The sequence below is a fragment of the Leptospira congkakensis genome (genome assembly GCF_004770265.1).
Taxonomy (GTDB): domain Bacteria; phylum Spirochaetota; class Leptospiria; order Leptospirales; family Leptospiraceae; genus Leptospira_A; species Leptospira_A congkakensis.
Map to the genome: position 1 here is coordinate 121,399 of NZ_RQGQ01000016.1, position 24,396 is coordinate 145,794.

Sequence of the window (24,396 nt, forward strand, 5' to 3'; positions counted from 1 at the left end):
GACGATATGCCAGCATACACCATGCCAGGTCTGATGACTGGGCAAAATACAAACGATATCGTTAAAAAATTGGTCGAACTCGAACGCAGACCCATCAAAAGATGGGAAACCGAAAACGAGTATTCCAAGGCACAGGTACAAATCTGGGGTGAGGTCAAAAACCTAACGACCAACCTCCAAACTAAAAGTCGCGCTCTCGTTTCCTTTACCGCTCCTTTTGCGACCAAGTCAGTTTCTTCTTCGGTAGAAGGAGTGATTACTGGTGAGGCTTCCCGAGCTGCAAAATCTGGAAATCGTGCTTTAGAAATCACAGAAATGGCAAGCAAACACCAGTTATCTGGTGTGGCAGTGGACACAGACATTCGCATTCCCGAAGGCAGTTTTACCATTTATTCGGGAAAATCAAAAGAAGTGGTTACTTTCCCTGGTGGGGGACTGAGTGAACTCACAAGTGCCATCAAAAATATGGCCGGGGGTCTTGCGGACACTTCCATCATTAAAATTGATAAAGACTCATCCATTCTCACTGTCACTTCCGTAAAGACAGGTAAAAAGAATGAACTTCAGTTTTCTGATCCAAATGGAATTTTGAAATTGGCAGGCCTTGTTGGTGAAAACAAAGCCAGTGCAGAAGACACAAAACAATTATTATCTTTAGATATACTCAAATCAAAAGTTTGGGACCAAACCAAGTTTAAAAAATCAGAAACAGAAACTGAGAAACTTGTCCAATCAGAAGAAGGAATCAGCATCAAACCTGACACTGCCTTTTCGATTCCTGTGGCTGTGACAGAGATCAAAGAAAGAGCCTTCATAGAAGTGGAAATCATTGGGGAAGCGCCTGCCGTGATGGAAATGGGAATTGGTTTTGAAAAAGAAGGAAGTGTTCGAAACAAATTTCTTCCTATTTCTAAAACAGAATCTAAATACATTTTTTTAGCTGGTGATTATGCTAGTGATAAAAATCTAACTGCCATTATCCTTTCGAATGCAGGAACCACACCAGTTCTAATCAAATCAGTCACTCTTGTCACACCACCTGCTCCCGGAACGGCAGAACCTTTAAAAGTTTTACAAGAAGGGAAAGATCTCAAAATCAAAATTGATGGTGTAGAAATCACTCGTGAATCTAACGATGCCGTGGCCGATGTATTGGAAGGGATTTCTTTTAATGTTCATAAAGTCACAGAAGAACCTGTTACTTTAAAAATTCATGTGGATCATGCCAAAGGTTCTGCCCTCATCAAAGAATGGGTGGATGCTTATAACGAACTCATGAAGTTTTCCAAAGAAGTGACTTCTGTTGAAAAGAATGGGAAAATTTCTGATAAAAAAGAAAGTGATGATTCCAAATCAGCAGACATCTCTCGTGATTTTTGGGATAACAAATCTAAATCAGGAATCCTTGCTGGTGAAAACGCAATCCTAAGACTCATTGCTTCTTTAAAAACAACAGCAAACTCGTATTATCCGGCAACGAAAGAAAATGGATTTCGAGTTTTGACAGACATTGGGATTTCCACTGGGGCAGTTGGTTCTAATTGGGAAAAAATCCAAGATGGTCTTTTGCAAATTGATCAGGAACGTTTGATTTCTGTCCTTTCCGAAAATCCAGATGGGGTTCGTGACTTATTTGCATCCGATCCGAATAACGATGCAAAGATGGAAGAAGGGGTTGGGATTCGACTACTCGAAATTCTAAAACCTTATAACCAATATGCTTCTGGAATTGTCACAAGCAAAGTGAAACTTCTGGAAGAAAGTGTATCAGGTAATAATAAAAAAATCAAAGAACATGAGTCTCATCTCATTAGTTTTGAAGCCAAACTGAAACAACGATTTCTCTACATGGAACAAGGTGTGGGGAAAAATAAATCGGTTGGGAACTATTTACAGAATAATATGTTTAGAGGGAACGGTGGGGAATGATGAATATTTATATCAACGAACAACAATTAGATACTAAACTTGATGGTGAAACAAATCTTGGCCAAGTGTTGGATGAAATTCAAAAGTGGATTGAATCCAATGGAAAGTATCTACGTCATTTCACTGTAAATGGTAAAGAATTAAATCGTTCCGATCTGAATGCAGTGGGTGTGGATGAGACCGAACGCCTGGATTTATTCGTTGGTGAAGAACTGGATGTGATTGAAGATAGCCTTTGGGAAGTAGACAACTACGTAGACAAAGTAGGAAGTACACTTGTTGGTCGTGATTCTCTGACGGAAAAAGAAACAGAGGATTTAAAGGAAGGAATTCCTTGGATCATTTCGATGATTCGTAGTACGACAAAAATTTTGAATTTAAACTTAAACCTCATCCAACCGATGGGGAAAGGCAAAAACGTAGAAGAAATTTTAGAGTCCTTACAAAATGGATCGGAGATTTTAGATTCTACAAAAGCCATTGAAACCTTTTTGGAAGACCTTCGAGATGTAAAACTTTTCCTTATGGATCTAAGCACTCGACTTGCCGTGATGAGAATGGATGAGAGTGAACTCATCGAAATCATCACTCGTTTTGTGGATGATAAAGGAAAAATCATCAAAGACTTTATGTTAGTGAATGAAAATTTCCAGTCTGGAAAAGACCATTTGGCTTCTGAAATTTTAAATGATGCTGTTGGCCGTTTAACGGGTCTTATGTCGGCACTTGTTTCGGTTCAAACTCGTCATTCGGAACTGGATTGGCAATCTCTTGCCATTGAAGATAAAAAACTATCGGATGTGATTGCCAGTTTGAACGAAACACTATCGAACATTGCTTCGGCAATGGAAAAAAATGATATTGTTTATGCAGGTGATATTTTAGAATACGAACTTCCTGAGTTACTGGATGCGTTCATTCCTTTTCTCTCACTTGTTTTAGAAAGAGTTACAGTTTAGAGATTTGGTTCTTTGGGGAATCGGACAGAAATCCGGTTCCCAAGTCCAAACAAAATTCCCACAAAAAACACCACCCCTCCCCAAATCAAATTTAGATTCCAACTTAGGGATTTTTCATACATAGGATCAGACCAAGTCCAAACTCCGTAAAGAGATAAGATGAGTCCAAGGATCATAAACAGAATCGCTAGAATGGATGATAGAGAAATCATGGCGAAACTTTAGCGGAAGTTTGTAAGAGATACAAGTAAATATTTATCAACCAAACCGTTGACAGAATGTTTGTCCCAAGTTTTCTTTTCGGATATGGCTTTGTTTTTGGATTTGGACAATACCCTTTTGCCTTCGAAACCGGCATATGATTTTGCCATTGGCGAATGTGGGAAAGATTGGAAGGCGCGAAAGTTAGGTGGTGACTTTTTTTCTTTGTATGAATTGACCAGGAAAAAAGTAAAAAACCAACTAATTTCTCATAGTTCCAATCGGCTGAGACTATTGTGTTTTAAATTGATGTTGGATGAATTGAAAAAACATTCCATGGAAAATCATAAGACAAATGAATTAGAATCAAAGTCGGTAAACGATTTCCAAACGAAAGACATTGCCGATGTTTTGTGGATGGAGGAAAGATACCACTTCCATTTTTTATCTTATTTGAAAGCGGAGGCAAAAAAAGAAATCTACCAAACCAAACTTTTTCCGAAACTTGTGGCCTTATCCAATAAAGTTCCCGTGTTTTTGACTACGAATGAAACTTTAAGAACCCAGCTCTTAAAAGTTTCTTCTTTTTTGCCAGATCATTTCCGTTTTACACTCATCACTTCAGAAGAAGTGGGTTTTGAAAAACCAACAACTGAATTTTTTTCTTATGTATTGGAAGCTTCTGAGGAGAATCCAGAGGATTCTATTCTACTCGGTGATAACTGGGAGGATGATGTGCTCGGTGCGAACCGTCACGGAATTGCTAGCATCCATATTCCGAATATGTGGGGAGAGGGAGAAGTGAAGGAATATCCTTCCGATACTCCGGCTCCGATTTGGACGGCGCCGAGTACAGTCACTGCTCTTGAATTTGCCGAGTTATGGTTTCTTAAGCGTAAGAAATAAAGTGTTATTCCAGTTGATCGTTCCAAAACTTACAGTAAAGATTAGTTTTGTGAAATAATAATAAGCTAACTTTAAATAAACGGCAAGTTTACTTTTACTTCCTGATACAGAAAGGATGGGCATAAGTACTTTGTATTTGGGATCCGTGAATCCACATTGTTTTCCGAGTTCTGCCAAAGTGTGCATCTTGTAATTGTTTACATGGTCTTTGGCTTCTAAGTAGTGAACCCCTTCTTGCATCCCTTTTAATTTTACCTTTAGATTTGCTTTGGTTAGTTGGATGGGAAAATTCGGAGTTTGTAAAAAAAGAATCCCACCGGGTTTTAGTAGTCCGTGTAAGTAAGTGAGTAGGGAATGAGGTTTCGGAATGTGTTCGATCACATCCCATAAAGTGATGATATCAAAACTTTCTTTTGGTAGTTTGGAATCTTGGACAAGACCTGCATAAACTGTTTTCATTCCATTTTGTTCGTTGGCAAATTTGACAGCCTGTTTGGAAATTTCATACCCCACAGCCGACCAACCTGTTTTTTTCGTAAGCACAGCTTTCACAAAAAATCCAAGCCCACAACCGACATCCAGAAGGTTTCCTTTTTCCTGTTTTAAGTATGTAGAAATAAAATCAGAATATACCGCTCGGTGAGCATCGTCCCACCATTTTAAATCATAAGTTTGTTCTGCCCCGTCCCAATAACCTTCGTAATGTTCTTCTTGTTCATAAGAGGAATATACATGTCCACAGCTTTTACATTCTAAAATTGGGGTTCCATTTTCATTGAATACGGTTTTGGACTCGGAAGATTGGCAAAGGATACAAGATTTCATGGTCTATGAGTCAGTCTAATCCATGAGAACAAGGGTCAAACCAAAAACCTTGATCCGACTTGCCAACATCCATGGCAAAAAAAACATGGGGTGAGATAAGAGAGGAACTGATGAAAATTAACTTCACCAAAATGGAAGGAATTGGAAATGACTACGTGTATATCGATGCTACTAAAAACGATATTCGCCTGAGTCCTGAACAAATCCAAAAATTATCCGACCGCAATTTTGGAATTGGTGGAGATGGGGTGATTTTTATCCGTAATTCGAATACCGGTGAATTCCAAATGGACATGTACAACTCTGATGGAAGTTCTTCAGAGATGTGCGGGAATGGAGTCCGTTGTGTGGGAAAATTTGTTTTTGACCACGGCCTTACTAAAAACCAAAAACCAACCATTGAAACTGGAAAGGGAGTCCTCACCCTCGACTTAAAAACTGGAAACAATGGCAAAGTAGAAATGGTGACTGTGGATATGGGAGACCCCATCCTCAAACCATCCCTTGTTCCTATCGTATGGAAAGGGGACGAACCAGTCATCAACCAAGTGATTGAAGTCCAAGGTAAACAATATCATTTTACGGCTGTTAGTATGGGAAATCCACATTGTGTAATTTATGTGGATGATGCCGATGCCTTCCCGGTTCGGGAAATTGGGCCACTCATTGAAAACCATCCATTATTTCCAAGAAGGGTAAATGTGGAATTTGTATCCGTTCGTGGAAAAGACCATCTTTACCAAAGGACTTGGGAACGAGGAACAGGAGAAACTTTAGCTTGTGGAACTGGTGCTTGTGCCGTGACTGTCGCCTCAATATTAAATGGAAAAACGGGACGGTCTGTGCAGATTGATCTACGCGGCGGAACTCTCCATGTCGAATGGAAAGAAAATGGATCTGTGATGATGACAGGACCTGCGAAGGAAGTGTTTTCTGGAGAGGTAGAAGTTTAGATAGAAAGAGAGACTTTGCTGTAATCCATCGGACCAAAAGTCTGTGGATCCTTTTTTGACCAAACAAAGACTGTCCGATTTAAGTTTTAATTTCGGGCAGTCGAACCGACAGTAGATTACTTTTTTAAATAATCTACTTTTTGTAATTCACCCATTCTGCGTTTGGTTTCGTTGGAAACCTCCACCATACCCTTGTCAAGCGGTAGGTGGGCGTAGTTCTCGTATTTGATCACTTCTCCGAAAACTACATTGATTTTTTTGTAAACCACTCTGCGTTTGATATCACAAACTTCTTTGGGCATTCCCATAAAGGCACGTACCAATGGTGGGATAGGATAATCCGTAACCGTTTCTTCGTCTGGAATGATGACAGTGGGTAAGATATCCACTTTGTTTCGAAGGCTAAAGGCAGCAAATCCAGAATGAAAGTTGGCAAGTGGGGCAGAAAAATCGTTTTGCACCATGTAGTCATGGCCTTCTGGAAAGATTCCAAGCACGTCTCCGTTTTTGAAGACTTGTTGTACCTTTTTGATACTGGCCATGGAGATATTGCCATCGATGGCCATAGGAATGGTTCCCGTTTTTTCTACTAAGTCTTTGAAAAGGGGAATGCGAGTGGTATACTCCGCAGCGATCCAGGAAATAAACCGGGGAAACACGGAACCAATCACAAACGGATCCATATCACTTCTATGATTACAAGTGAGGATGAGTTTGCCATTGGGTACAATGTTGTGGTAACCGTAGACAGTTGTGTTTACCGCCAAATTAAAGAACGGAGTGACAAACTTTTTGATGTTCTCAACATTCTTTTTGATTTGGTCTACGGTGTTTTCCATTTCATTCTCCTAAGATCTTTTGCCACCAAGATTTGGCGGATGGGTCTGAAGTCTGAATGCGTGGTTCGTTTTCCATCCCATTGCCTCCATTGGACTCTCTGGGATCATTTACCATCGAGTTTTCTCTACGCTTTTTTCCTAAATGCGGGCTTGGTACGGTTCTTTTTATCTCTTCCAGCTCTTTTTGGGCAGATACATTCGTTTTTAAAAATGCACGGATCTCATCCCATTGGGGATCAAAATCATTTCCGTACATGGCATAATTCATAAGATCAATACGATCAAAATCGGGCATGATCAAGATTGAAAGTGATGCCCCAACAAATTCAATCCAATTTTTATTTGGGCACTCCAGAATGGGGGAGGGCAGTTCCGAAAATAATAAAGTGAGAGATAGAATCGAGTCCAAGAGACATAAGATCAAAAAAACAAACCAGAACACATCCTTATTGCCCCCGAATGTTGTACGTTTTCCCATACTCCCGAATAAGGAGAAAATTTTCCATCTTTGCGAAGATTTGTTTTGCGAACCGAGTGACGAGAGAGAAGCATAGAAATGATGGCAAAACGAATCATCCTTTTATCTGCATTTTTCCTTTTCTTTCAAAACTCTATGTGTTTGAAACTTTGGACTGTTTCTTCGAAATACCGAACGACAGAAGACTCTAGAGACCATAAAACCTATCAAAAAACTCGAAGCTTTCTAAAAGCAAAACAATGGTTGGAATATAAATTAGATCCAGAGTTGTCCAAAGTTGAATTTGAAAACCAAGAAACGGGTGACCTTCGAGGGATTGGGCTGATTAAATGTTACGTTCCCTATGGAATTGGGGAAGTGGATGCCAATGAACATGAATTCGAATACGTGATCAAAATTCGAGATGGTCATGCTGACTTCCAAGTGAATAAAATCTTTTCCTTTATTCGAGATCCTAACGATATCATTTTGAATTATGGGCCGAAAAACGAAAAGGTTGCAAAAATTACAATCAGGTCTTGTTTCAGACCTCTGATGGATGATTTTTTTGAATTTATCAAATAAGAAAAATTAATCGAAAAAGATTAATAACCGAGCGGGTTTCCTACAGTGGAACCCGTGGAACCGTAAGTATTTGTTCCTGTAGCTCTGTCTGTGAGTCCGTAGTGGTTTAAATTGTTCGAACCATTGTTAGTGGATGAGTTGGATGAAGAACCGGAAGAATCAGAAGAAGAATACCCACCTTGAGTCCCATCACCTTCTAAAAGATCCAAAATGTCTTGGGGACTGACCAACTTGACCTCGTTACACGAAACAAAGAAGGAACTGAAAACTAAGATACCAAGGATAAATTTCATTCCGTTTCCATTTTGGAGTATTTTTGGATCTGGTTCAACCATTTTATTCCCCTAAAGAATAGGAATAAATGACTTCTTTGGTTTCTCTTCCTTTCAATTCATATTCTCCTTCGGATTGGAGTTTGGATCTGATTGTTTCTGGTAAAAGAACCGATGTGTTTTCAGTGAGAAGTAGGTTTTTCTTTAGCCCTTTACAGAGTCCTTCCACACGTGAAGCTGTGTTGACTGTATCGCCAATGACTGTAAATTCCATCCGGTTTGCAGAACCAATATTTCCGACAAGTAAACTACCTGTATGAATTCCAATTCCCATCTTTAGCTCGGTAAGTCCTTCTGATAAAAACTGAGCATTGAGGGAATCTAGGTTTTTTTGCATTTGGAGAGCCGTTGCAAACGCACGTTCGGCGTGGTCTGTCATAGGCATAGGAGTACCAAATACAGCAAGGATGGCATCACCAATGAATTTGTTGATAAACCCACCATGCATTTCAATTGCATTACTCATTTCTTGGAAATAACGGTTCAAGATGTATAATACTTCTTCTGGTTTTCTTTTTTCTGAAAGTTTTGTGAAATCTCTTAGGTCAGAAAATAAAATTGAAGCATCAACAACCTTTCCACCTAGACTATGTTCATTGGATAGTAAATAATCCCTGACTCTTGGATCCACAATTCGTCCAAAGGTATCTTTGATTCTTTCTCTTTCGGCAAGACCTTCTGCCATTTCATTTACAGCATCACCAAGTAAACCTAATTCATCTGAACTAAATATTTTTACACGAGTATCAAACTTTTGTTCTTTGATGAGTTGAGTTGCTTTTTCAATTTGGTTGAGTGGATGTTGTAAACTAGATGCAAAGGACATCGCAAAAGCAAATGAGAAAAATAACATGATGGCAATGACTTCAAATAGAACATCATTGTGAACCAGTTCATGAAGATTAAAAATGTTTTGGCCAGTTCGAAGTAAAATCCCAAAGATGAGGAGGACAATTGGAAAAAGTGTAGATGCAGCCCAAAAGATAAATTGTTTTGTGACGATGGAAAATTGTTTTCCATGAGCATACTTCCCTAGACCCCCTTCAGGGAATACACAAGGAATGATCAGAAGTTTGTTTAAATAAGTAGTTGTGGCATAAGAAAAAGCAAAAGCAAATAAACCCCAGAATCCAAATAGGATAGAAACAGTAACAATGCTTTGGTGAGGAGCCTCTGGGAAAAGTGCATCGATACGACAAACACTTAAAAAATTAGAAATTTCCCAACCAATAAATCCTAACAAACTAATCGTAAGTGGGGAGTGAACAATTCGGTGACGAGCTCTTTCCTCAGATATAAAGTTACAATCGTTAGTGGAAAAAAGAAACTTAGCAATCGGGAGACTGTAAACAAACAAAATAAGGGTGATAATGGGAAAGGGAGCCCAAGTGAAAATAGATAAGGTTAAGTCTTTTGTGACTTGTGTGGCTTCGAATAAAGCGAGGAACTTACTTGGTAAAAATGCCGAAGCAGTATAGTTCGCAAAAATCAATGTGAACAAACAAGCACAGAATGGAACAATGAAGTAAATTAATAAAAAAGCAATGAATTGAACTCTGCGGCCTGGTTTCATATAAATAATTCTTCCTTAGAGATTGGATCTCTTTGTGTTTCGTTTCAATAAGATTCTTTGGATTTTGATATGTTTTTGATCGGTTAAGGGAAAAAATAGAAAGAGGAAAGATCCTAAGATAAAAAAGAATCCAACACCTGGACCAAAAATCATGGCAAGACGAAATCCCACCTCAGGAGATTGTGTTGGTGCACCATTCTGAAATCCAATACTATCCAATAAAAAACCAGTGATGGCAATCCCAAAGGCTTGGGAAAATTTAACACCCATCTTCCAAATTCCAAAATACAAACCTTCTCGTTTTTCACCAGTTTTGAATTCATCGTAGTCCACAACATCTGTCAGGATAGAATCCATAATGAGAATGGAACCGGCACAGATCCCACCTACAAAAGCAGCGATGAGAGGAGGTCGAAGTTCCCCATAAGGGAAAAGCGGATAGACAATCACAGTCAGAACACCAAGCCCAAAAACGCCGAGAAAGGCTGGAATTTTTTTGCCAATTTTTTTAGCGATCCAAACCCAAAATCCAATCGAAAGGAGAAGGACTAAAAAAAACGGTAAGAGGATGTTGATGACAACAAGTGATTCTTTAAGACCTAACCTGTATTCGTAGTAGTAAAGTGCAATGCTCGAATTGAATGTCCTTCCTATCGTTGCAATGATAAAAGCGAAAAGTAGAATAAGGAACATTTTGTTTTTTAATACGGATGTAAATGAAGTTACAAAAGAGATTTTATGTTCTGATTTAGGACTAGATATATCTTTTCCTTTGGTTACCAAAAAGGTGATGATGGATGATCCTAAAATGACTAAGGAAACAATTTCACCTGCCACAGTGCGAGAAGTGATGATATTGTTTTTTGCGGATTCATCACCTAAGGATTGCAATATGGCTGCGGGAACTATCATTCCAACGAGCATTCCTATATTACTAAAAAATAACCTCCATCCAAAAATGGACGTCCTTTCGTTACGTTCAAAACTAAGTTCTCCTCCGAGTGCAATGTGAGGAACAGAGATGATGGTCATGGCTGTGTTTACAAAAAGATAAACAGACAAGAGATAAGAAAATTTGCCCAGTTGGGTAGTTAGGTGTGGAGGTGAGAACAGGAGTAAAACAGCTAAAGAAAGTAAAACCCCACCAAGGAGAATGTATGGCCTTCTTCGTCCCCATTTTGTATGGGTGTGGTCGGAGATTCTTCCCATAAGAGGATCGCTCACCGCATCCCAAATCACGGAGATGGAAAGGGCAATCCCTGCTAAACTTGAGTTCAATCCAACGATTTCGGTATAGTATTTGAGTAAGTAAATTTGATTGAATAGTTGAACGGCTGTTATGCCGGTTTCTGCGAATCCATATCCCATTTTTATGGGCAGTTTTAATTTTGTTTGGTTCATTCGCTGACTCATGTATTGGACGGTGGGAAGTATGAATCTGGAATCAGAAATTTACGTTCTAAATAAAATCAAATTAAGTCAGGAAGGTAATTTGGGCGCGTAGTGGATTCTGATCAAAGAAATATCATCGATGACTTGCCCTAAGGATTCAATTTGTTTGGTAATGGCGAGTAAATTGCCTTTTGTGGATTCAACAAGATTCAGAAACATTTGTTCATCCGAGTTGATTTCCCATTTGCCAGTGTCATCTAAATGGAGTAAGTCGTCTTTTCCATCGGAGCCAACGATGAGCACATCTTCCGATTCCAATTGGAATTTCATTATGTTTTGGATGGGTGTCGCGCCTAAGGTACCTAGTTTTCTGTAAGAAACCTCTGCTTGGAGGTATTCAGCTTTTTCCTTTCTATACAAAACAATGGGTGGGTGTTCTGCATTCAAAAAGTATAATTTTCCTGTATCTTCTTCGATTAGGCCCATCGTTAGTGAAACAAGCATCGTTCCATCAAAGGCTTCGAAGATCTGATGCATTTCTTGTAGGCTGGATTTTAACCAGTCTTCTGGTCCAGTTTGTTCATACCCTGGATTTGTTTTTGTTCTTTGGACAATCGATTGGAATACGGCCCCAAATACTAGGGCACCACCAGCCCCTTGCATTGACTTTCCCATGGCGTCTGCATTGGCAAAAAGTAAAAACTTTCGTTTTTGTAAAACAATGGAATGAGAGATATTGATATCTCCCCCTATATCATATCTTACGTCTTTATATTCAAAAACTTTTTTTTGTCGAACAAGATGATCCACTTCTAATTGGTTTGAAACCACATCGTTGATTGCCAGAGGGCTTAATAACTGATAGGTGAGAAAGTAATCTCCATCTTGTTGAATTTTAAGTTTGCTAATGTCTTGTAAGGATTGGTTGAGTTCGTTGGTTCTTAGAGTAACTTTTTCCTCTAATCCTTCGTTGAGATTTGTGATTTCTTCATACATCTCTTTTAGTTTCGTAATCACAGAATTAAGATAAAATGCTTGTTTGGCGAAATCATCACTGGATTTGGGAGTGACCACTACATCAAAATTTCCTTTGGATAATTCTCCTAAAGATCTACTTGTTTCGTTTAGACCCTCATTTACTGATCTGGCAACCACATAAGAACATACGATGAGAGGAACGATAAAAATAAAGGAAACAGTGACAATGGGGATCATTGGATCTGTAACAGCAATTTCACCCATTGCTAATGAATATAAAATATAAGAAAAAATAACAAATGGAAGAGCCGCCAGACTAAAAAAGGCGACGAGAATCCTTGAGAAATAATTGAACTTGGGAATGTCCCTTTCTTGGAGTTCTATATTTTTGATTTGTGGAAGATCAAACAAACGACGAATACAACTTTCGGAAATAAAATAATAAGTTACAAAGGAAATGGGTGCAATCATGACAAAGGTAAAAATGGCAGAGCGAGCAACTGAAGGCATATAAGCCACTAAATGGAAAAACAAAAGACTAATCGGAATTACACCAGATAACCAACGTATTACAATGATGATGGCTTCTAATAATGGGTATCGAAAAAGAAGGATTTTAACCGATTTAGCATATTCGAATTCTTCTTTTGACAAAGGCACTCCAGGTTTTGGAATGGAAATCCTTTCAATTTTAGCATATACGTATTTGAGTAAAAGTTGGCGGACAAAAGTTCCTAGGAGACCGATTCCTGTGGCGAACACTACACAAAGGGCAATGAAGATTCGCCAATGTGCCGGTTCCATTTTTTGTGTGATGATGGCATAATAGACTGCGAAGGGCACAGGAACCGTATGAGTGAACGCTTCGAGTTTTAGGGTTAGATCCCAGAATAGAGTTTCTCGTTTCACGTATTCACCTGATCTAACCAATATCGGAATTTCCGTAGTTTAGCTCTTAGTCCCGAGAGAACTTATGACAAAAAAATTAGAATGTCAAGCCAAGTCCCACTCCCAACTTGAGAAATCATAATTCCTTACTTAAAGTTAGTTTTGGAAATATTCTAATTTGTTCTTGGATGATTCTAGACCTTTGTTATAACGAATCTATGCGCAAGAATCTGCCCGTAACTGACCAAGAAATCGAGTTCTCTGAAGGAACAAAGATCACTTCCAAAACAGATTTAAAAGGAATCATCACTTATGTGAATGCAGATTTTTTACGTGTCAGTGGATATTCGGAAGAGGAACTCCTCGGTGAACCACACAATCTCATCCGTCATCCCGATATGCCTAAGTTAGCTTTCCAAGATTTGTGGGACACCATCAAGGCCGAAAACTCTTGGGTGGGTGTCGTCAAAAATCGAGCAAAGTCTGGTGATTTTTATTGGGTCGATGCCAATGTTTCTCCCATTTACGAAGACGGAAAACATGTGGGTTATATGTCAGTACGAACCAAGGCCACTAGAGAACAAATTCGCGCGGCTGAAAGTCTTTATAACAAAATCAATTCTGGAAAATGGAAACCAGAGAAGATAGGAATTTTGGCGGGAATGTCTACCCGGACAACATTTTTGATACAAACTATTGTTAGTGGATTTTTGCTCGTTTTGTTTTCTCAAAAATCAAATTTAAATTTTCCATATTTGAGTGATCCTTTGTATCTCGGAATTGGTTTTGCCATCTTTTTCCTTGTAGCGGGATTCGGTTATCGGAAGGTCGCAAGAAATTCTCAGTCGTATTTAAGGGCAAAAGAATATTTAGAGAATTTGAATCGGGGAAAACTCAAATTTGATGTGGATATGGAAAATGTTGGAGAATATTCGGATTTACTTAATTTGATTCGAAAAACGCAGGTAGAATTTCGGGGGATGATTTCTCAACTCATTGGGAATGCCGAAATTGTAAAATCGCAAATCTCTGGACTGACCCATGCTGTAGAACATATCCACGTTGCTTTTCAAGAACTTTCGAATGCTATGTTTACTCTTGCCGATTCTAGTAATATCACTCGGGAGAGTTCCGAAAGTATCTTTCATCAAATGGATTCTTTAAACCACCTAATTGGTAGTATACGATCGGAGTCCAATACAGTTCAGGTGGAATCAACAGAAGCCTATGAGTTTTCCATTTTGGGTAAGGAACGTTCTGACAAAGCCATAACTCAGTTCAATAAAGCCAAAAAACAAATTATCAAAACTTCGGAAACCATCAAAGATTTGGGTGAAAAAACAAAGGTCATTCGAAAAATTACAGAAACTATTGCCGCCATTTCTGAAAAAACCAACTTACTATCCTTAAACGCATCCATCGAATCAGCAAGGGCAGGTGAAGCAGGAAAAGGTTTTGCCGTGGTTGCTGGTGAAGTGGGGAAACTCGCAGAACAGTCGAACAAATCTGTAAAAGAAATTTCTGCTTTTATCGCCGAGTTGACATCCAAAATTTTACAAACAGTGACTGATATCCAAGACGGACTGAACGAAGTAGAAGTCGGATCCTTAGAGTTTGAAACCGTTCAAATAGAAATGGATAAAATTTTAAAGAACGCAGAAGAAACCAAAGTCAGTGCAGAAAAAATTCATGGTTCCACAGAAGGGACAGAGTCAATGTCGGGTAGTGTTTTAGGAAATATTGAAAAAATCCAAACCCAACTGGTTCATACTTCTTCTATCGTTGAAGAGTTGTCAGCTGCCGCCAATGAACAAAAACAAACCATTGCTGCTATTGAAGGATCCATTTCCAATTTGGTACAAGTAGCAGATCGATTGGACTCTGTGGCATTTCGATTTCAGTTTTAAAGAATATAGAAGATTGAACTAGAAGTTAAATGTTGTTAAGATATTTTTGGTTCGCGTAAGGAACCAAATGAAGGATTTGAAAAAGAGGAATCGGGATCAAACCGACTCCTCTTTGAATTTGTTTTACTTTCCTAAGATGAACACGAAGTTCGTAGTCGCAGATCCACCGATGTTGAGCATAAGGCCATTTTTAGCACCTTTTACTTGGTAATCACCAGCTGTGTTTGTGACTTGTTTGTAGAGGTCGAGCATCATACGAACCCCAGAAGCACCAACCGGGTGACCCACACCAATGAGTCCACCAGATGGATTGATTGGTTTTTTACCACCAAAGTCAATCGTTCCTTCTTCGATTGCGATGTGTTCTTTTCCTGGTTCTGAGATTCCAAATGCAGAAATCGCAGCGTATTCAGAAGAAGTAAAACAGTCATGTGTTTCAAACACATCAATGTTTTTTACATCTAAGTCAGCACGTTTGTAAGCATCTTTTACTGTTTGGCGAGTCCATGGAAGGATGTATTTGTCCCCAACGGATTCTTGTTTTTTTGCTTCAAAAGTAATTGGTGCTACGCGGTGACCCCATCCTTTCACTCGAGGGATGTCATCTACTTTGCGGCCAGTTTTTTTAGCGTATTCTTTCGTATAATCTTTGGATGCAAGGATTGTGACAGCAGCACCATCTGTTACTTGGGAACAGTCAGTGATACAAAGTCTTCCACCCACAGCCATATTGTTATCTCCACCGCGAGCCATTGCATGTTCTTTGTTCATGAACCATGTACGAGTTTGTGCTTTCGGGTTACGTTTTGCGTTTGCGTAGTTGATACGAGAAATTTCAGCAAGAGCATCCATAAAACGTTCTTCTTTTAGTTCGTAACGTTCTAGGATTACGTCTGCTAGTTTTCCGAAAAGTTTAGGGAAAGGAAATTGAACTCCCTTCGCTTCTTTATCGTAGTATGCAGCTGTTCCAAGAAAGTCACCACCCACAGAAGAAGAAACTGTTTTCATTACTTCCACACCAAGAACAATCGCTAGATCGTAATCTTCAGCACGGATATGTGTGATGGCAGCATCAAGGGCAACAGAACCAGAAGCACAAGCGGCTTCGTAACGAGCACCAGGAACTCCAAAAAGAGCTGGGTTTACTTCTGTAAGAAAAGCACCCAAGTGACCTTGGTTGGCATACTGTTCTGCATCGAAGTTACCAACAAACACAGCCACACGGTTTTCTTTGTTCAATCGTTTGATTTCATCATAACTGATGCCGACTTTTTCAAGAGCATCATCTAATACTTCACGCATCATGGACATAAAGGTTTTTCCTTCTTTTGTCCAGTTTCTTTGGAAGTCGGTTTGTTCTCCGCCTAATACGAATACTTTTTCACTCATATGATACTCCTAATTAACCTTTGAATAGGGATCTTGCATCCAGTTTGTCGCCAAGTTCGTAGAACTTTTTGCCTTCTTTTGCATCTTTTAAAAGTTTTGGAACTGGTATTTTAGACTCTTCCATCATCTTAATTGTTTCTTTTGGTCCACCAAGGAAATCAACGAAAGCAGAAGCAGGAACCCAGTTAAAACCGAAACCCATAGCGCCGTCTGTGTTTTCTTTTGTATCAACCACTTCTCCTACGAGAGAGAGTGAGTAACTGATGTAACGTGAAATGAAGTAACGAGCGATTTCTGCTTCGAAGCCACTAGCTTTTTTTACTACTTCCATTGCACCTTTGTAATCAGAGTCTTTGATTTTTTGGCGAGCTTCTTTGATAAAAGGAATATCAAATTTTGGGTACGGATCGTATTCACCAGTTTTGATATTGTAAACAAACTTCTCACGTTTTCCGTCAGCGTGTTTCACAACTTTAGTGAGACCACCACCAGACTTCATACCGAGTTTACCAGCATCGATTAACTTTTGGAAGTAACCTGGAAGTTTGAATGTTTCGTGTGCTTCGTCTTTTGTGTTGTCGTAGATATTGTCTACGATGGCTTTGTGAACATCAAGTCCGACGAAGTCAGCTGTGGCGAGTGGGCCCATGGCACGACCTGTGTAACCAGACATGATTTCGTCCATAAGTGCAATTCCACCTTTGTCAGCATACTTCTCTGCAAAGTGAGCCACTTCGTTCATCAACTGAAATCCGATGCGGTTTCCAGCAAATGCAGGAGTGTCATTTGTATAAACAACGGCACGACCTAGAACTTTGTCTAGATATTCACCTAACGCTTGTGTGACTTTTTTATCATTTCCTGAGTGAGTTACGAGTTCACAAAGGATCATTTTATAAGGAGGGTTAAAAAAATGCGTTCCGTAATAGTGTTTTTGACCATCTTCATCGTAAGCTTTTGCCAAACGACCGATGGAAAGTCCAGAAGACACAGTGGAAACGATGGTTCCGGGACGACGAGCCTTTGCAATACGAGTGTTGATCGGTTCTTTAACTTCGTAACTTTCCGCCACGAGTTCAAAAACCCAATCTGACTCTGCGACAGCTTTTTCCAGATCCGCATCGTAGGAACCAGGGATCATTCTTGCGCGGATTGTATCCGTTTTTACGGATGCGACAGCGGCTTCGATACCCTGTTTTGCTTTTTCAACATCTCTAGCGAGCATATGGACTTTAGCACCACCGAAGGCAGCAATGACGCCCGCACTTCCAGAACCCATGGCTCCGTTGGCACCTAAAATCGTGACAGTTTTGATTTCTCTCATGAAGGAATTTCCGAATCTAATTTTTACTTACCGTTCTAGAAAGCCAAGGTGACAGGAAAATCGTTTTTTTTTGTCAGATTTGTTACAAAATGGGGGCGTTGGGGGGTGGTGGAGTGGGTACAATTTCCCCGCCCGATTTGAGGGTGGGGAACTAGACCCGCCACCCAATGGTTCTCCTCTATCACGCCCCGCCGTTTTCCGCATTCCCTTTCCTAAAATCCCCGTTTTTCTTTTTGAAAAGTTCATAGTTGGCGCTTTAGGGCACCCGGGCGGGCTCTCTCCGGGGTCCGCGCGTTCGCTCCCGTCCTCGTAAGGCTTACAGCCTACTCGGACCAAGCCCTCCGGATCCCTGGTGCAGAACCGGGAGTTCAGAAAAAATTAGAAACGAGCTTTGTTTGTGATCATTTGTAGAAGGTTCAAAATCAAATCCTAGCGCCAGCGGTAGTAGCGGAAATCCTTTCGCCATGCGAAAGATTGGAGCGGATAACGCGGTCGGTTTTAGATTTAGTGTTTATCAACGGATGGATTCGAGGCGCCCAAAAGGAAAATCAAAAATTCCGTTTGGGCTTTGTTTCGGGTAATGATTTTCTGACTTTTATTTCTCTTGCACTTCTCTTTCTAAAAATTCCGTAAATTCAATCTGTCGATTAATAAATGTTAGATTGTATCTACTTTCATAAAAAAGAAGAGCACTGGCCAAAAATAGACAAATCCCACCGGTGATTGCTGCAACAGTAGGGATATAGGCATAGTCTTTGGCAAAAGCAAGAGTGATGGCAAGTGTCAGACTTGAAATCACAAAGAGGGAAGTTGCCAAATACAAAAAAGCCATGGAACGTTGGATGAGGACTGCACGTTTTTTTTGGACAGAAAGTTGTTGGCGGAGGTAGACCATTCGCTCTTTTTGAAATCCTCTTTTGCCTTCGAGTAGTAATTCCACTTCTGATTTTAAAAGATTCACGCGATCAAAAATACGTCCAAGCCTGTTGGCTGTGGAAAATATCAAACTAGCGCAGGCGGAAACAAGGACTGCTGGGGTGATCATACCGGAAAGGATTTCAGAGTTGGAAAATGATTCGAACATAAGGAATAGCATAGTGGGGATCGTTCGTTTTGAAAGGAAAAAATGGAATGGCTTATTCGCGAAGAGCCGGCTTTGAAGTCAAAATTTGGTAACGGTGGGGAGGTTATGGAAGTAATTTTTTCATAGCCCCTTTTTTAAGGGCTAGACAAATAATAAACAAACTCGATGATTTATGAAAATAGACCATTTGGTTCACTTTTGGTGGTAGGAGTTTCTACATGGATCATTCTCAATTGGTAACAACCGAAAAAAGAGAAAACTTATTTCTCATTTGTTTCAATCGCCCGGAAGAACGAAATGCAGTAAATATGGAAATGATTCAGCAACTGAGTCATGCATTCACAGAATATGAAAATGATCCAACTTCCAGGTGCGCTGTTTTGTATGCGAATGGTAAACATTTTACCTTTGGTCTCCAGCTCGAAGAAGTGAGTAAGGCTTTATTGGAACAGGGTAGGTTACAATTTCCAAAAGGATCCGTTGATCCTTTCGGTGTTGGTTTTTCCGATAGAAAACGAACCAAACCTTTGGTAACGGCAGTGCATGGATTTTGTCTCACCTTAGGCATTGAACTTATGTTAGCATCCGATATTGTGATTGCTGCCGAGAAAACTAGATTTGCACAAATGGAAGTGCAAAGAGGAATCCTCCCTTTTGGAGGAGCAACCATTCGATTTATTAAGACTGCAGGTTGGGGTAATTCTATGCGTTATCTCCTGACAGGAGATGACTTTGGAACGGAAGAAGCTTTTCGGATGGGTCTTGTCCAAGAGGTAGTTCCTAAAAAAGAACTATTAGATCGTGCATTGTTGTTGGCCTCAAAAATATCCAAACAAGCTCCTTTAGCAGTAAGAGCGGTGATTGCGAATGCAAAAAAATCTTTGGAAGAAGGCGAAAACCAGGCAATCGAAGAACTCAGTCCTCTCGCAATTGCACTATTACAAACCGAAGATGGGAAAGAAGGCGTGAAGTCCTTTTTAGAGAGACGTGAGCCAATTTATTTAGGTAGATAGGATCGAACAACTGTTAGTTGGGTTTCTTTATGCATGAGTTCTATCCCGCAGTCACGGGAGAGTGCAGATACTTTGTAAAAGCATCCAGGTTTGTGAATCGTTTAACGGTTTCAAAATCCTTTTCGGCTTCTGGATATTGACGAGATAAATAGTGTAACCACTGTTTGATTCTTCCGGCTCGACTTTTTGCTTCCATATCGGCTTCTAAACTTTGCCAATACTGAAATAAAATTTCTTTCATTTCTTCCCAAGTAAGGCTTTGGTTTCTCTCTCCTTGAATCATCAAGGCAAGTGCGGGGTTGGCAACAACTCCTCTTCCAATCATAATGTCTGTGCAACCAGAAACTTCAAGACACCTTTTGGCATCTTCCACATTCCAGATTTCTCCGTTAGCAACTACGGGAACTTTGACTGTAGAACGAATTTTTGTAATCCAATCCCAATAGGCAGGAGGTTTGTATCCGTCTGTTTTGGTTCTTGCATGGACTACAATTTCTTCGGCTCCTCCGTCTTCTAAAGCCTTTGCACAAACAAGCGCTGGTTCGGCGGAATCATATCCCAGTCGCATCTTAGCAGTCACGGGAATTTCTTTAGGCACTGCCCTACGAATCGCATTTACAATCGCAAACATTAGATCGGGTTCTTTGAGGAGAGCGGCACCTCCTCGGTTTCTGTTCACAGTAGGGGCAGGACATCCAAAATTAATATCGATTCCATAGGCACCAAGAGACGCCACCTTACTTGCGTTTTCTGCCATACAAATGGGATCCGAACCCAAAAGTTGTACTTTCACAGGAACCCCTGCTTTAGTTTTGCAATCTTCATACAACTCGGGAACATAACGGTAAAACCGGTGAGAGGGGAGAAGGGTATCGTTTACTCGAATGAATTCGCTGACACATTCATCAAACCCACCTACGCGTGTTAGTGTATCGCGTAAGCGGTAATCGAGAAGTCCTTCCATAGGTGCAAGTAAGATACGCAAAAGAAAAATGACCCTATCCGGTCACTTTTCTCACCAGTGCACGGCTGATCATTCGTATTTTTGCAGCAAATGGCAATCGTTTGAGATTTGTCCCGACAATCCCTTGAGTGAACCGCGTTTTTTTACTATAATCAATATGAACATCCAAAATCACTGGATGTCCTAGTTTCGTCAGATTCCAGGCAGTTTCTAACTTTTCTTGGATCTCCTCATTGGTTTCAATCTTTAGGTATTCGGCACCCGTTGCCAGAGCTATGCCTTCAAAACGTGTGGTTCCAAGAACCGTACAAGTTTTACGATTGTAAGGAACTTGTTGGGCCTGTGCAATTTGTGATAACTCTCCATCATTGAAGACAGTAAAAATGGCTCCAATCTGGTTTCTACTGGCAGTGATGATTTCCATACAAGTCATAAGAAATGCCCCGTCACCAATGATACCCACAACAGCTTTATCAGGATTTGCCAGTTTGGTTGCGATCGTTGCCGGCACCGCATAACCCATACAATTAAAATCAGTTGGTGAAATCATATGCCTTGGTTTATGAATCGGCATAAGTTCTGCTGTCAGAAATGTATGGTTTCCATCATCAACAACAACAAACCCATCATCGGGTAAGGTTGTTCGTAAAATACTGAAAAACCTCGCAGGATTGACTCTGTCCTGACTATCATGTTGGAACCACTCTTCTGTATAAGCTTGTTTATTTTTTAGAATATTCGCTTTGAGTTTTTCAGTTCGTTCTTCTCTATTTTGTTTATTTTCTTCTAATTTAAGTTTGAGTCTTTTTAGCAATTCTGGTAGTATCAATTTGGCATCACCAGTAATGCCTACTTTGGCTGGATAATTGGCGTTTAACACATTTGGATTGATATCAATATGAATTAGATTTTTTGGGACAGTCACTCCAAAACTGGCAGTTGCAATTTCTGCAAAACGAGTACCCACTGCGAGCAAACAATCACAATCAGAAAAAGCTTTTGTTGCGGCAGGAACTGCTGCGGCACCAAAACTCATTCCACAATGCAATGGATGGTTCCCGGGAAATGCACTTAAACCCTGTAAGGTGGTTGCTACGGGTGCACCTAACAATTCAGCAATTTCCAGAGTGGAGGTGGTCGCGTCAACGGCCCCCCATCCCAAAAACAAACCAGGGGCCTTAGCCTGAATTAATAGTTCCACAGCCTCGTCTAGACTTGCAAAAGGAAAAGGTGGAGGTGTTACTATCTGTGCCTTACAATACTCTTTGTAAGTGGGAAGGTTTTCTACAGAACCTGTGTAAAGTTGAATATTGACTGGAATTTCTACAAATACCGGACCTGGTTCTCCACTAACAGCAATTTGATATGCTTCATAGAGAGTCTCCACTACATCTTCTTGCGACTCAACTTTGAATGTTTTTTTAGTAATGGGTTTGAGTAAGGTATGTTGGTCCATATCATGCAATTGGTATTGGAACTGGGAATCACTTCGGACTCCACCAGCGATGACTAACATAGGAACTCCATCTAAAAAAGCCTCTCCGATTCCACTTGCCGCATGAGTCACACCAGCTGCGGGCACGATGAGTATCGTTCCGATCGAATTGCTTGTGCGACTGATGGCATCGGCCATAAAGGCACCACAACCTTCATGAGTAACTAACATTGGTGTAATCGAATCAGAACTATTCAATTCATCATAAATTTCTGTATTATGAACTCCAGGGATTCCAAAAGTATAACGAACCCCAATTTGTTCTAACGCATATCTAACTAACCATGCACCTGTTTTATTCATCTAACTAGACTCCCTTGTTTTTTCTGTTCACTATAGGAAACACCATTGTTCGCCGATTTTGCCGCTGCTCTTGCTGTTAAGATACAACCGGATAAAAATGTCCCTTCCAAAGATTTAAATCCGCTAGCACCACCGCCACCAAATCCTGCGGCTTCACCAATGGCATAAAGTCCAGGGATAGGGGAACCTAACGGATCTAATACGCGACTTTCTAAATCGGTTTGAATTCCTCCCAGACTTTTACGAGTAATGAGTCTTAGTTTGATAGCAATGAGTGGGCCTGCACTGGGATCCAAAATGGGTTTTGGGGCACAGGTTCTCACGCGATCCGATCTCCATGACCTAGCATGTTGAATTCTTCTCAACTGGTCGTCGTTCCAAAGCCCTTTGCCACGCCGAATCACATCATCAAACTGAGTGACTTCGTGTTTTAATACTTCGTAATCAATCGAATGATCACCATTTAAGTGATTCATTTTCTCAGCTAATTCGCGTAAGTTGTTTGCTACGAGAAAATGATCACTTTCTTTTTGTAACTGTCGGACTAGGCGATGGTTACCGAGTAAAACCTCTCTTAGAAAAGAAACGAGTTTTCGGTCTCGGATCATGGGATTGTGTTCGGAACCGGAAACAGCAAGTTCTTTTGCTGCAATTCTCCAATTCAAAAGTTGCCAAGTATAAGGTTTTTCTAAACTAGAGATCCTACGGCAAAGTTCATTGGTATCAAAACCGGTCATCATTGGCTCGGGCCCAATCCGTCTCCCCGAATGGTCAAGCCACAAGGCGGACTTACAAGGGATTAGGCTGAGTCCATGTCCGTCAAATTCTGGTTTAGGATTGGGAATTCCTGCAGCATAGTTCCACATTTTGTCCAAATGGGTGAGGTTTCCGCCATGTCTCTCCACAGCATCATGCACTAAACCGTCTGCAAAAGGATGGGAACCATTCAGCATTTCCTTTGGTGCCTCTCCCCAAGGTTTGTGCCAATGTTCCCGCACCTTATTTAAACAACCAGTGATACCTCCTGTTGCTACCATAACATGATCAGCATAAAAAGTCAGATCTTGATTCCCCGTTTTTTCTTGTTCGGCGACGCAACCAACGATCTTTCCATTTTCTTTGATTAAATCGGTGACTTTATGTTCGAATCGATAATTTAGTTTTGCACTATGTTTGTGTTTTTTTAATAATTCAACGAAACGTTCTACCAAACGGTATCCTGTACCCCAAAGAACATGGTAACGAGGAACGGAATTTCCTCTTTTGTATTGTCCTCTTTCTACCCAATTGACCACTGGGAAAAAATGTAAACCCAAACTCCCAAGCCAATGATAGACTTGCCCAAGACTTTCGTGAACATATTGTTCGGCCCATTTCTTTGGAAAAACATCCTGTGCCCCAAAGTCAGCAAAGGAATGCCAATCATCCAAAGCAATCTCGGGAGTATCTTTGATACCTAAACGTTTTTGTAACGGGGTACCAATGAGGGCCATTCCACCAAATGATAATTTGGCGAGACCACCCAAATGTTCCTCGGTATTTCTTTCTAAAATTAAAACAGATTTTCCTTGGTTTAGACATTCGTATGCCGCCACCAAACCTGCGATACCTGCTCCGATTATAATGACATCATTTCTTTTTGTGGTCACTACAAATCCTCCTTCTCTTTTTTTGAATCATTTTAAAAATGATGGTTCATGTTTATCGAATGAATCTAAAATTATAAGAACTCAGTGACACATTGATAACACAATGTACATGGTATTATTTTAAAATAAACAAATGCGACTCAAATTTTTTAAAATTGAGAGAATTCAAATATTGGAATTAATACAACAACTAACATTGTTTATATAATTTTATAATTATTATAAGAATAGTTCCAGATTGTTGTTGTATTGGTTTATAATTTAACATTAATTATGTTGTTTTTGTATTGTGGCATACCCTCTTTCTGGGAGTTCTTTGAAAAATAAGAAAATTGTGCTAATCATTGTTAGCTGAATTTATGATACATCTACGGAATCATTTCTTGGGGAATTGATTTACCTAGCGAAAGTTTGCCGATCAAATTCAGAAGAAATAAATTTCTGGTAGTTG

At 40.0% G+C, this 24,396-nt stretch carries 21 protein-coding genes; 7 read left to right on the forward strand and 14 right to left on the reverse strand.

Annotated features, from left to right (window positions below):
- Positions 1-6: 6 nt before the first annotated feature.
- Both fliD and EHQ70_RS10980 read left to right on the forward strand, forming a co-directional pair.
- Positions 7-1,929: a flagellar filament capping protein FliD gene (gene fliD, locus EHQ70_RS10975; protein WP_135586342.1), complete on the forward strand. Its 1,923-nt coding sequence runs from the start codon at positions 7-9 to the stop codon at positions 1,927-1,929.
- Positions 1,926-2,888, forward strand: a complete 963-nt coding sequence (locus tag EHQ70_RS10980; RefSeq protein ID WP_135586344.1) for a hypothetical protein — start codon at positions 1,926-1,928, stop codon at positions 2,886-2,888. The genes fliD and EHQ70_RS10980 overlap by 4 nt, the downstream gene beginning before the upstream one ends.
- On the opposite strand, the gene EHQ70_RS10985 is transcribed toward EHQ70_RS10980, so the two are convergent.
- On the reverse strand, positions 2,885-3,100 hold the full coding sequence (locus tag EHQ70_RS10985) for a hypothetical protein (RefSeq protein WP_135586346.1): 216 nt from the start codon (positions 3,098-3,100) through the stop codon (positions 2,885-2,887). The genes EHQ70_RS10980 and EHQ70_RS10985 overlap by 4 nt on opposite strands.
- Positions 3,101-3,194: 94 nt before the next feature.
- On the opposite strand from EHQ70_RS10985, the gene EHQ70_RS10990 reads away from it, so the two are divergent.
- Positions 3,195-3,995 (forward strand): HAD family hydrolase, encoded by an 801-nt coding sequence (locus EHQ70_RS10990; RefSeq protein WP_135587185.1) that lies wholly within the window; start codon positions 3,195-3,197, stop codon positions 3,993-3,995.
- Here the strand turns inward: EHQ70_RS10990 and EHQ70_RS10995 are convergent.
- Positions 3,969-4,820, reverse strand: a complete 852-nt coding sequence (locus EHQ70_RS10995; RefSeq protein WP_135586348.1) for a class I SAM-dependent methyltransferase — start codon at positions 4,818-4,820, stop codon at positions 3,969-3,971. The two genes, EHQ70_RS10990 and EHQ70_RS10995, sit on opposite strands and share 27 nt — an antisense overlap.
- 107 nt (positions 4,821-4,927) lie before the next feature.
- On the opposite strand from EHQ70_RS10995, the gene dapF reads away from it, so the two are divergent.
- On the forward strand, positions 4,928-5,773 hold the full coding sequence (gene dapF, locus EHQ70_RS11000) for a diaminopimelate epimerase (RefSeq protein ID WP_208729551.1): 846 nt from the start codon (positions 4,928-4,930) through the stop codon (positions 5,771-5,773).
- 116 nt (positions 5,774-5,889) lie between these two features.
- Here the strand turns inward: dapF and EHQ70_RS11005 are convergent, their stop codons facing one another.
- Positions 5,890-6,591 carry a lysophospholipid acyltransferase family protein gene (locus EHQ70_RS11005; RefSeq protein ID WP_208729552.1) on the reverse strand — a complete coding sequence of 234 codons (702 nt, stop codon included), beginning with the start codon at positions 6,589-6,591 and terminating at the stop codon, positions 5,890-5,892.
- A 22-nt stretch (positions 6,592-6,613) separates the two neighbouring features.
- Positions 6,614-7,090, reverse strand: a complete 477-nt coding sequence (locus EHQ70_RS18760) for a hypothetical protein (RefSeq protein WP_425270031.1) — start codon at positions 7,088-7,090, stop codon at positions 6,614-6,616.
- Positions 7,091-7,168: 78 nt separating this feature from the next.
- Between EHQ70_RS18760 and EHQ70_RS11015 the strand changes: the two genes are divergently transcribed.
- Complete coding sequence (locus EHQ70_RS11015) at positions 7,169-7,654, forward strand: DUF4468 domain-containing protein (RefSeq protein ID WP_135586350.1); 486 nt, start codon at positions 7,169-7,171, stop codon at positions 7,652-7,654.
- 20 nt (positions 7,655-7,674) lie between these two features.
- Here EHQ70_RS11015 and EHQ70_RS11020 read toward each other — a convergent pair whose 3' ends face one another.
- From EHQ70_RS11020 to EHQ70_RS11035, 4 genes are all read right to left on the reverse strand, one after another.
- On the reverse strand, positions 7,675-7,989 hold the full coding sequence (locus tag EHQ70_RS11020; protein WP_135586352.1) for a hypothetical protein: 315 nt from the start codon (positions 7,987-7,989) through the stop codon (positions 7,675-7,677).
- A 1-nt stretch (position 7,990) separates the two neighbouring features.
- Complete coding sequence (locus EHQ70_RS11025) at positions 7,991-9,559, reverse strand: adenylate/guanylate cyclase domain-containing protein (RefSeq protein ID WP_135586354.1); 1,569 nt, start codon at positions 9,557-9,559, stop codon at positions 7,991-7,993.
- 15 nt (positions 9,560-9,574) lie between these two features.
- On the reverse strand, positions 9,575-10,960 hold the full coding sequence (locus EHQ70_RS11030; RefSeq protein WP_135586356.1) for an MFS transporter: 1,386 nt from the start codon (positions 10,958-10,960) through the stop codon (positions 9,575-9,577).
- 78 nt (positions 10,961-11,038) lie between these two features.
- Positions 11,039-12,838: a SpoIIE family protein phosphatase gene (locus EHQ70_RS11035; protein WP_135586357.1), complete on the reverse strand. Its 1,800-nt coding sequence runs from the start codon at positions 12,836-12,838 to the stop codon at positions 11,039-11,041.
- A 197-nt stretch (positions 12,839-13,035) separates the two neighbouring features.
- On the opposite strand from EHQ70_RS11035, the gene EHQ70_RS11040 reads away from it, so the two are divergent.
- Positions 13,036-14,724, forward strand: coding sequence for a methyl-accepting chemotaxis protein (locus EHQ70_RS11040; RefSeq protein WP_135586359.1), 1,689 nt, complete (start codon positions 13,036-13,038; stop codon positions 14,722-14,724).
- Between the two features lie 123 nt (positions 14,725-14,847).
- Here EHQ70_RS11040 and EHQ70_RS11045 read toward each other — a convergent pair whose 3' ends face one another.
- From EHQ70_RS11045 to EHQ70_RS11055, 3 genes are all read right to left on the reverse strand, one after another.
- Complete coding sequence (locus EHQ70_RS11045; protein WP_135586362.1) at positions 14,848-16,113, reverse strand: acetyl-CoA acetyltransferase; 1,266 nt, start codon at positions 16,111-16,113, stop codon at positions 14,848-14,850.
- Between the two features lie 13 nt (positions 16,114-16,126).
- On the reverse strand, positions 16,127-17,437 hold the full coding sequence (locus tag EHQ70_RS11050) for a 3-hydroxyacyl-CoA dehydrogenase NAD-binding domain-containing protein (RefSeq protein WP_135586364.1): 1,311 nt from the start codon (positions 17,435-17,437) through the stop codon (positions 16,127-16,129).
- A gap of 595 nt (positions 17,438-18,032) precedes the next feature.
- Complete coding sequence (locus EHQ70_RS11055) at positions 18,033-18,521, reverse strand: DUF2721 domain-containing protein (RefSeq protein WP_135586366.1); 489 nt, start codon at positions 18,519-18,521, stop codon at positions 18,033-18,035.
- Positions 18,522-18,739: 218 nt separating this feature from the next.
- On the opposite strand from EHQ70_RS11055, the gene EHQ70_RS11060 reads away from it, so the two are divergent.
- Entirely contained in the window at positions 18,740-19,534 is a 795-nt protein-coding gene (locus EHQ70_RS11060; protein ID WP_135586368.1) for a crotonase/enoyl-CoA hydratase family protein, read from the forward strand.
- Positions 19,535-19,574: 40 nt separating this feature from the next.
- Here the strand turns inward: EHQ70_RS11060 and EHQ70_RS11065 are convergent, their stop codons facing one another.
- The 3 genes from EHQ70_RS11065 to EHQ70_RS11075 are packed head-to-tail and all read right to left on the reverse strand — an operon-like array spanning position 19,575 to position 23,945.
- Complete coding sequence (locus tag EHQ70_RS11065; protein WP_135586370.1) at positions 19,575-20,519, reverse strand: tRNA dihydrouridine synthase; 945 nt, start codon at positions 20,517-20,519, stop codon at positions 19,575-19,577.
- Positions 20,520-20,532: 13 nt separating this feature from the next.
- Positions 20,533-22,296 (reverse strand): thiamine pyrophosphate-binding protein, encoded by a 1,764-nt coding sequence (locus EHQ70_RS11070; protein WP_135586373.1) that lies wholly within the window; start codon positions 22,294-22,296, stop codon positions 20,533-20,535.
- Positions 22,293-23,945, reverse strand: coding sequence for an FAD-binding dehydrogenase (locus tag EHQ70_RS11075; protein WP_135586375.1), 1,653 nt, complete (start codon positions 23,943-23,945; stop codon positions 22,293-22,295). The genes EHQ70_RS11070 and EHQ70_RS11075 overlap by 4 nt, the downstream gene beginning before the upstream one ends.
- Positions 23,946-24,396 lie beyond the last annotated feature (451 nt).

What these genes read in the sequence shown, in the direction of transcription:
- fliD (WP_135586342.1), top strand. Translation starts at nt 7, where the DNA reads ATGCCAGCATACACCATGCCAGGTCTGATGACTGGGCAAAATACAAAC.
- EHQ70_RS10980 (WP_135586344.1), top strand. Translation starts at nt 1,926, where the DNA reads ATGATGAATATTTATATCAACGAACAACAATTAGATACTAAACTTGAT.
- EHQ70_RS10985 (WP_135586346.1), bottom strand. Translation starts at nt 3,100, where the DNA reads ATGATTTCTCTATCATCCATTCTAGCGATTCTGTTTATGATCCTTGGA.
- EHQ70_RS10990 (WP_135587185.1), top strand. Translation starts at nt 3,195, where the DNA reads ATGGCTTTGTTTTTGGATTTGGACAATACCCTTTTGCCTTCGAAACCG.
- EHQ70_RS10995 (WP_135586348.1), bottom strand. Translation starts at nt 4,820, where the DNA reads ATGAAATCTTGTATCCTTTGCCAATCTTCCGAGTCCAAAACCGTATTC.
- EHQ70_RS18760 (WP_425270031.1), bottom strand. Translation starts at nt 7,090, where the DNA reads ATGGGAAAACGTACAACATTCGGGGGCAATAAGGATGTGTTCTGGTTT.
- EHQ70_RS11015 (WP_135586350.1), top strand. Translation starts at nt 7,169, where the DNA reads ATGATGGCAAAACGAATCATCCTTTTATCTGCATTTTTCCTTTTCTTT.
- EHQ70_RS11020 (WP_135586352.1), bottom strand. Translation starts at nt 7,989, where the DNA reads ATGGTTGAACCAGATCCAAAAATACTCCAAAATGGAAACGGAATGAAA.
- EHQ70_RS11025 (WP_135586354.1), bottom strand. Translation starts at nt 9,559, where the DNA reads ATGAAACCAGGCCGCAGAGTTCAATTCATTGCTTTTTTATTAATTTAC.
- EHQ70_RS11030 (WP_135586356.1), bottom strand. Translation starts at nt 10,960, where the DNA reads ATGAACCAAACAAAATTAAAACTGCCCATAAAAATGGGATATGGATTC.
- EHQ70_RS11040 (WP_135586359.1), top strand. Translation starts at nt 13,036, where the DNA reads ATGCGCAAGAATCTGCCCGTAACTGACCAAGAAATCGAGTTCTCTGAA.
- EHQ70_RS11045 (WP_135586362.1), bottom strand. Translation starts at nt 16,113, where the DNA reads ATGAGTGAAAAAGTATTCGTATTAGGCGGAGAACAAACCGACTTCCAA.
- EHQ70_RS11050 (WP_135586364.1), bottom strand. Translation starts at nt 17,437, where the DNA reads ATGAGAGAAATCAAAACTGTCACGATTTTAGGTGCCAACGGAGCCATG.
- EHQ70_RS11055 (WP_135586366.1), bottom strand. Translation starts at nt 18,521, where the DNA reads ATGTTCGAATCATTTTCCAACTCTGAAATCCTTTCCGGTATGATCACC.
- EHQ70_RS11060 (WP_135586368.1), top strand. Translation starts at nt 18,740, where the DNA reads ATGGATCATTCTCAATTGGTAACAACCGAAAAAAGAGAAAACTTATTT.
- EHQ70_RS11070 (WP_135586373.1), bottom strand. Translation starts at nt 22,296, where the DNA reads ATGAATAAAACAGGTGCATGGTTAGTTAGATATGCGTTAGAACAAATT.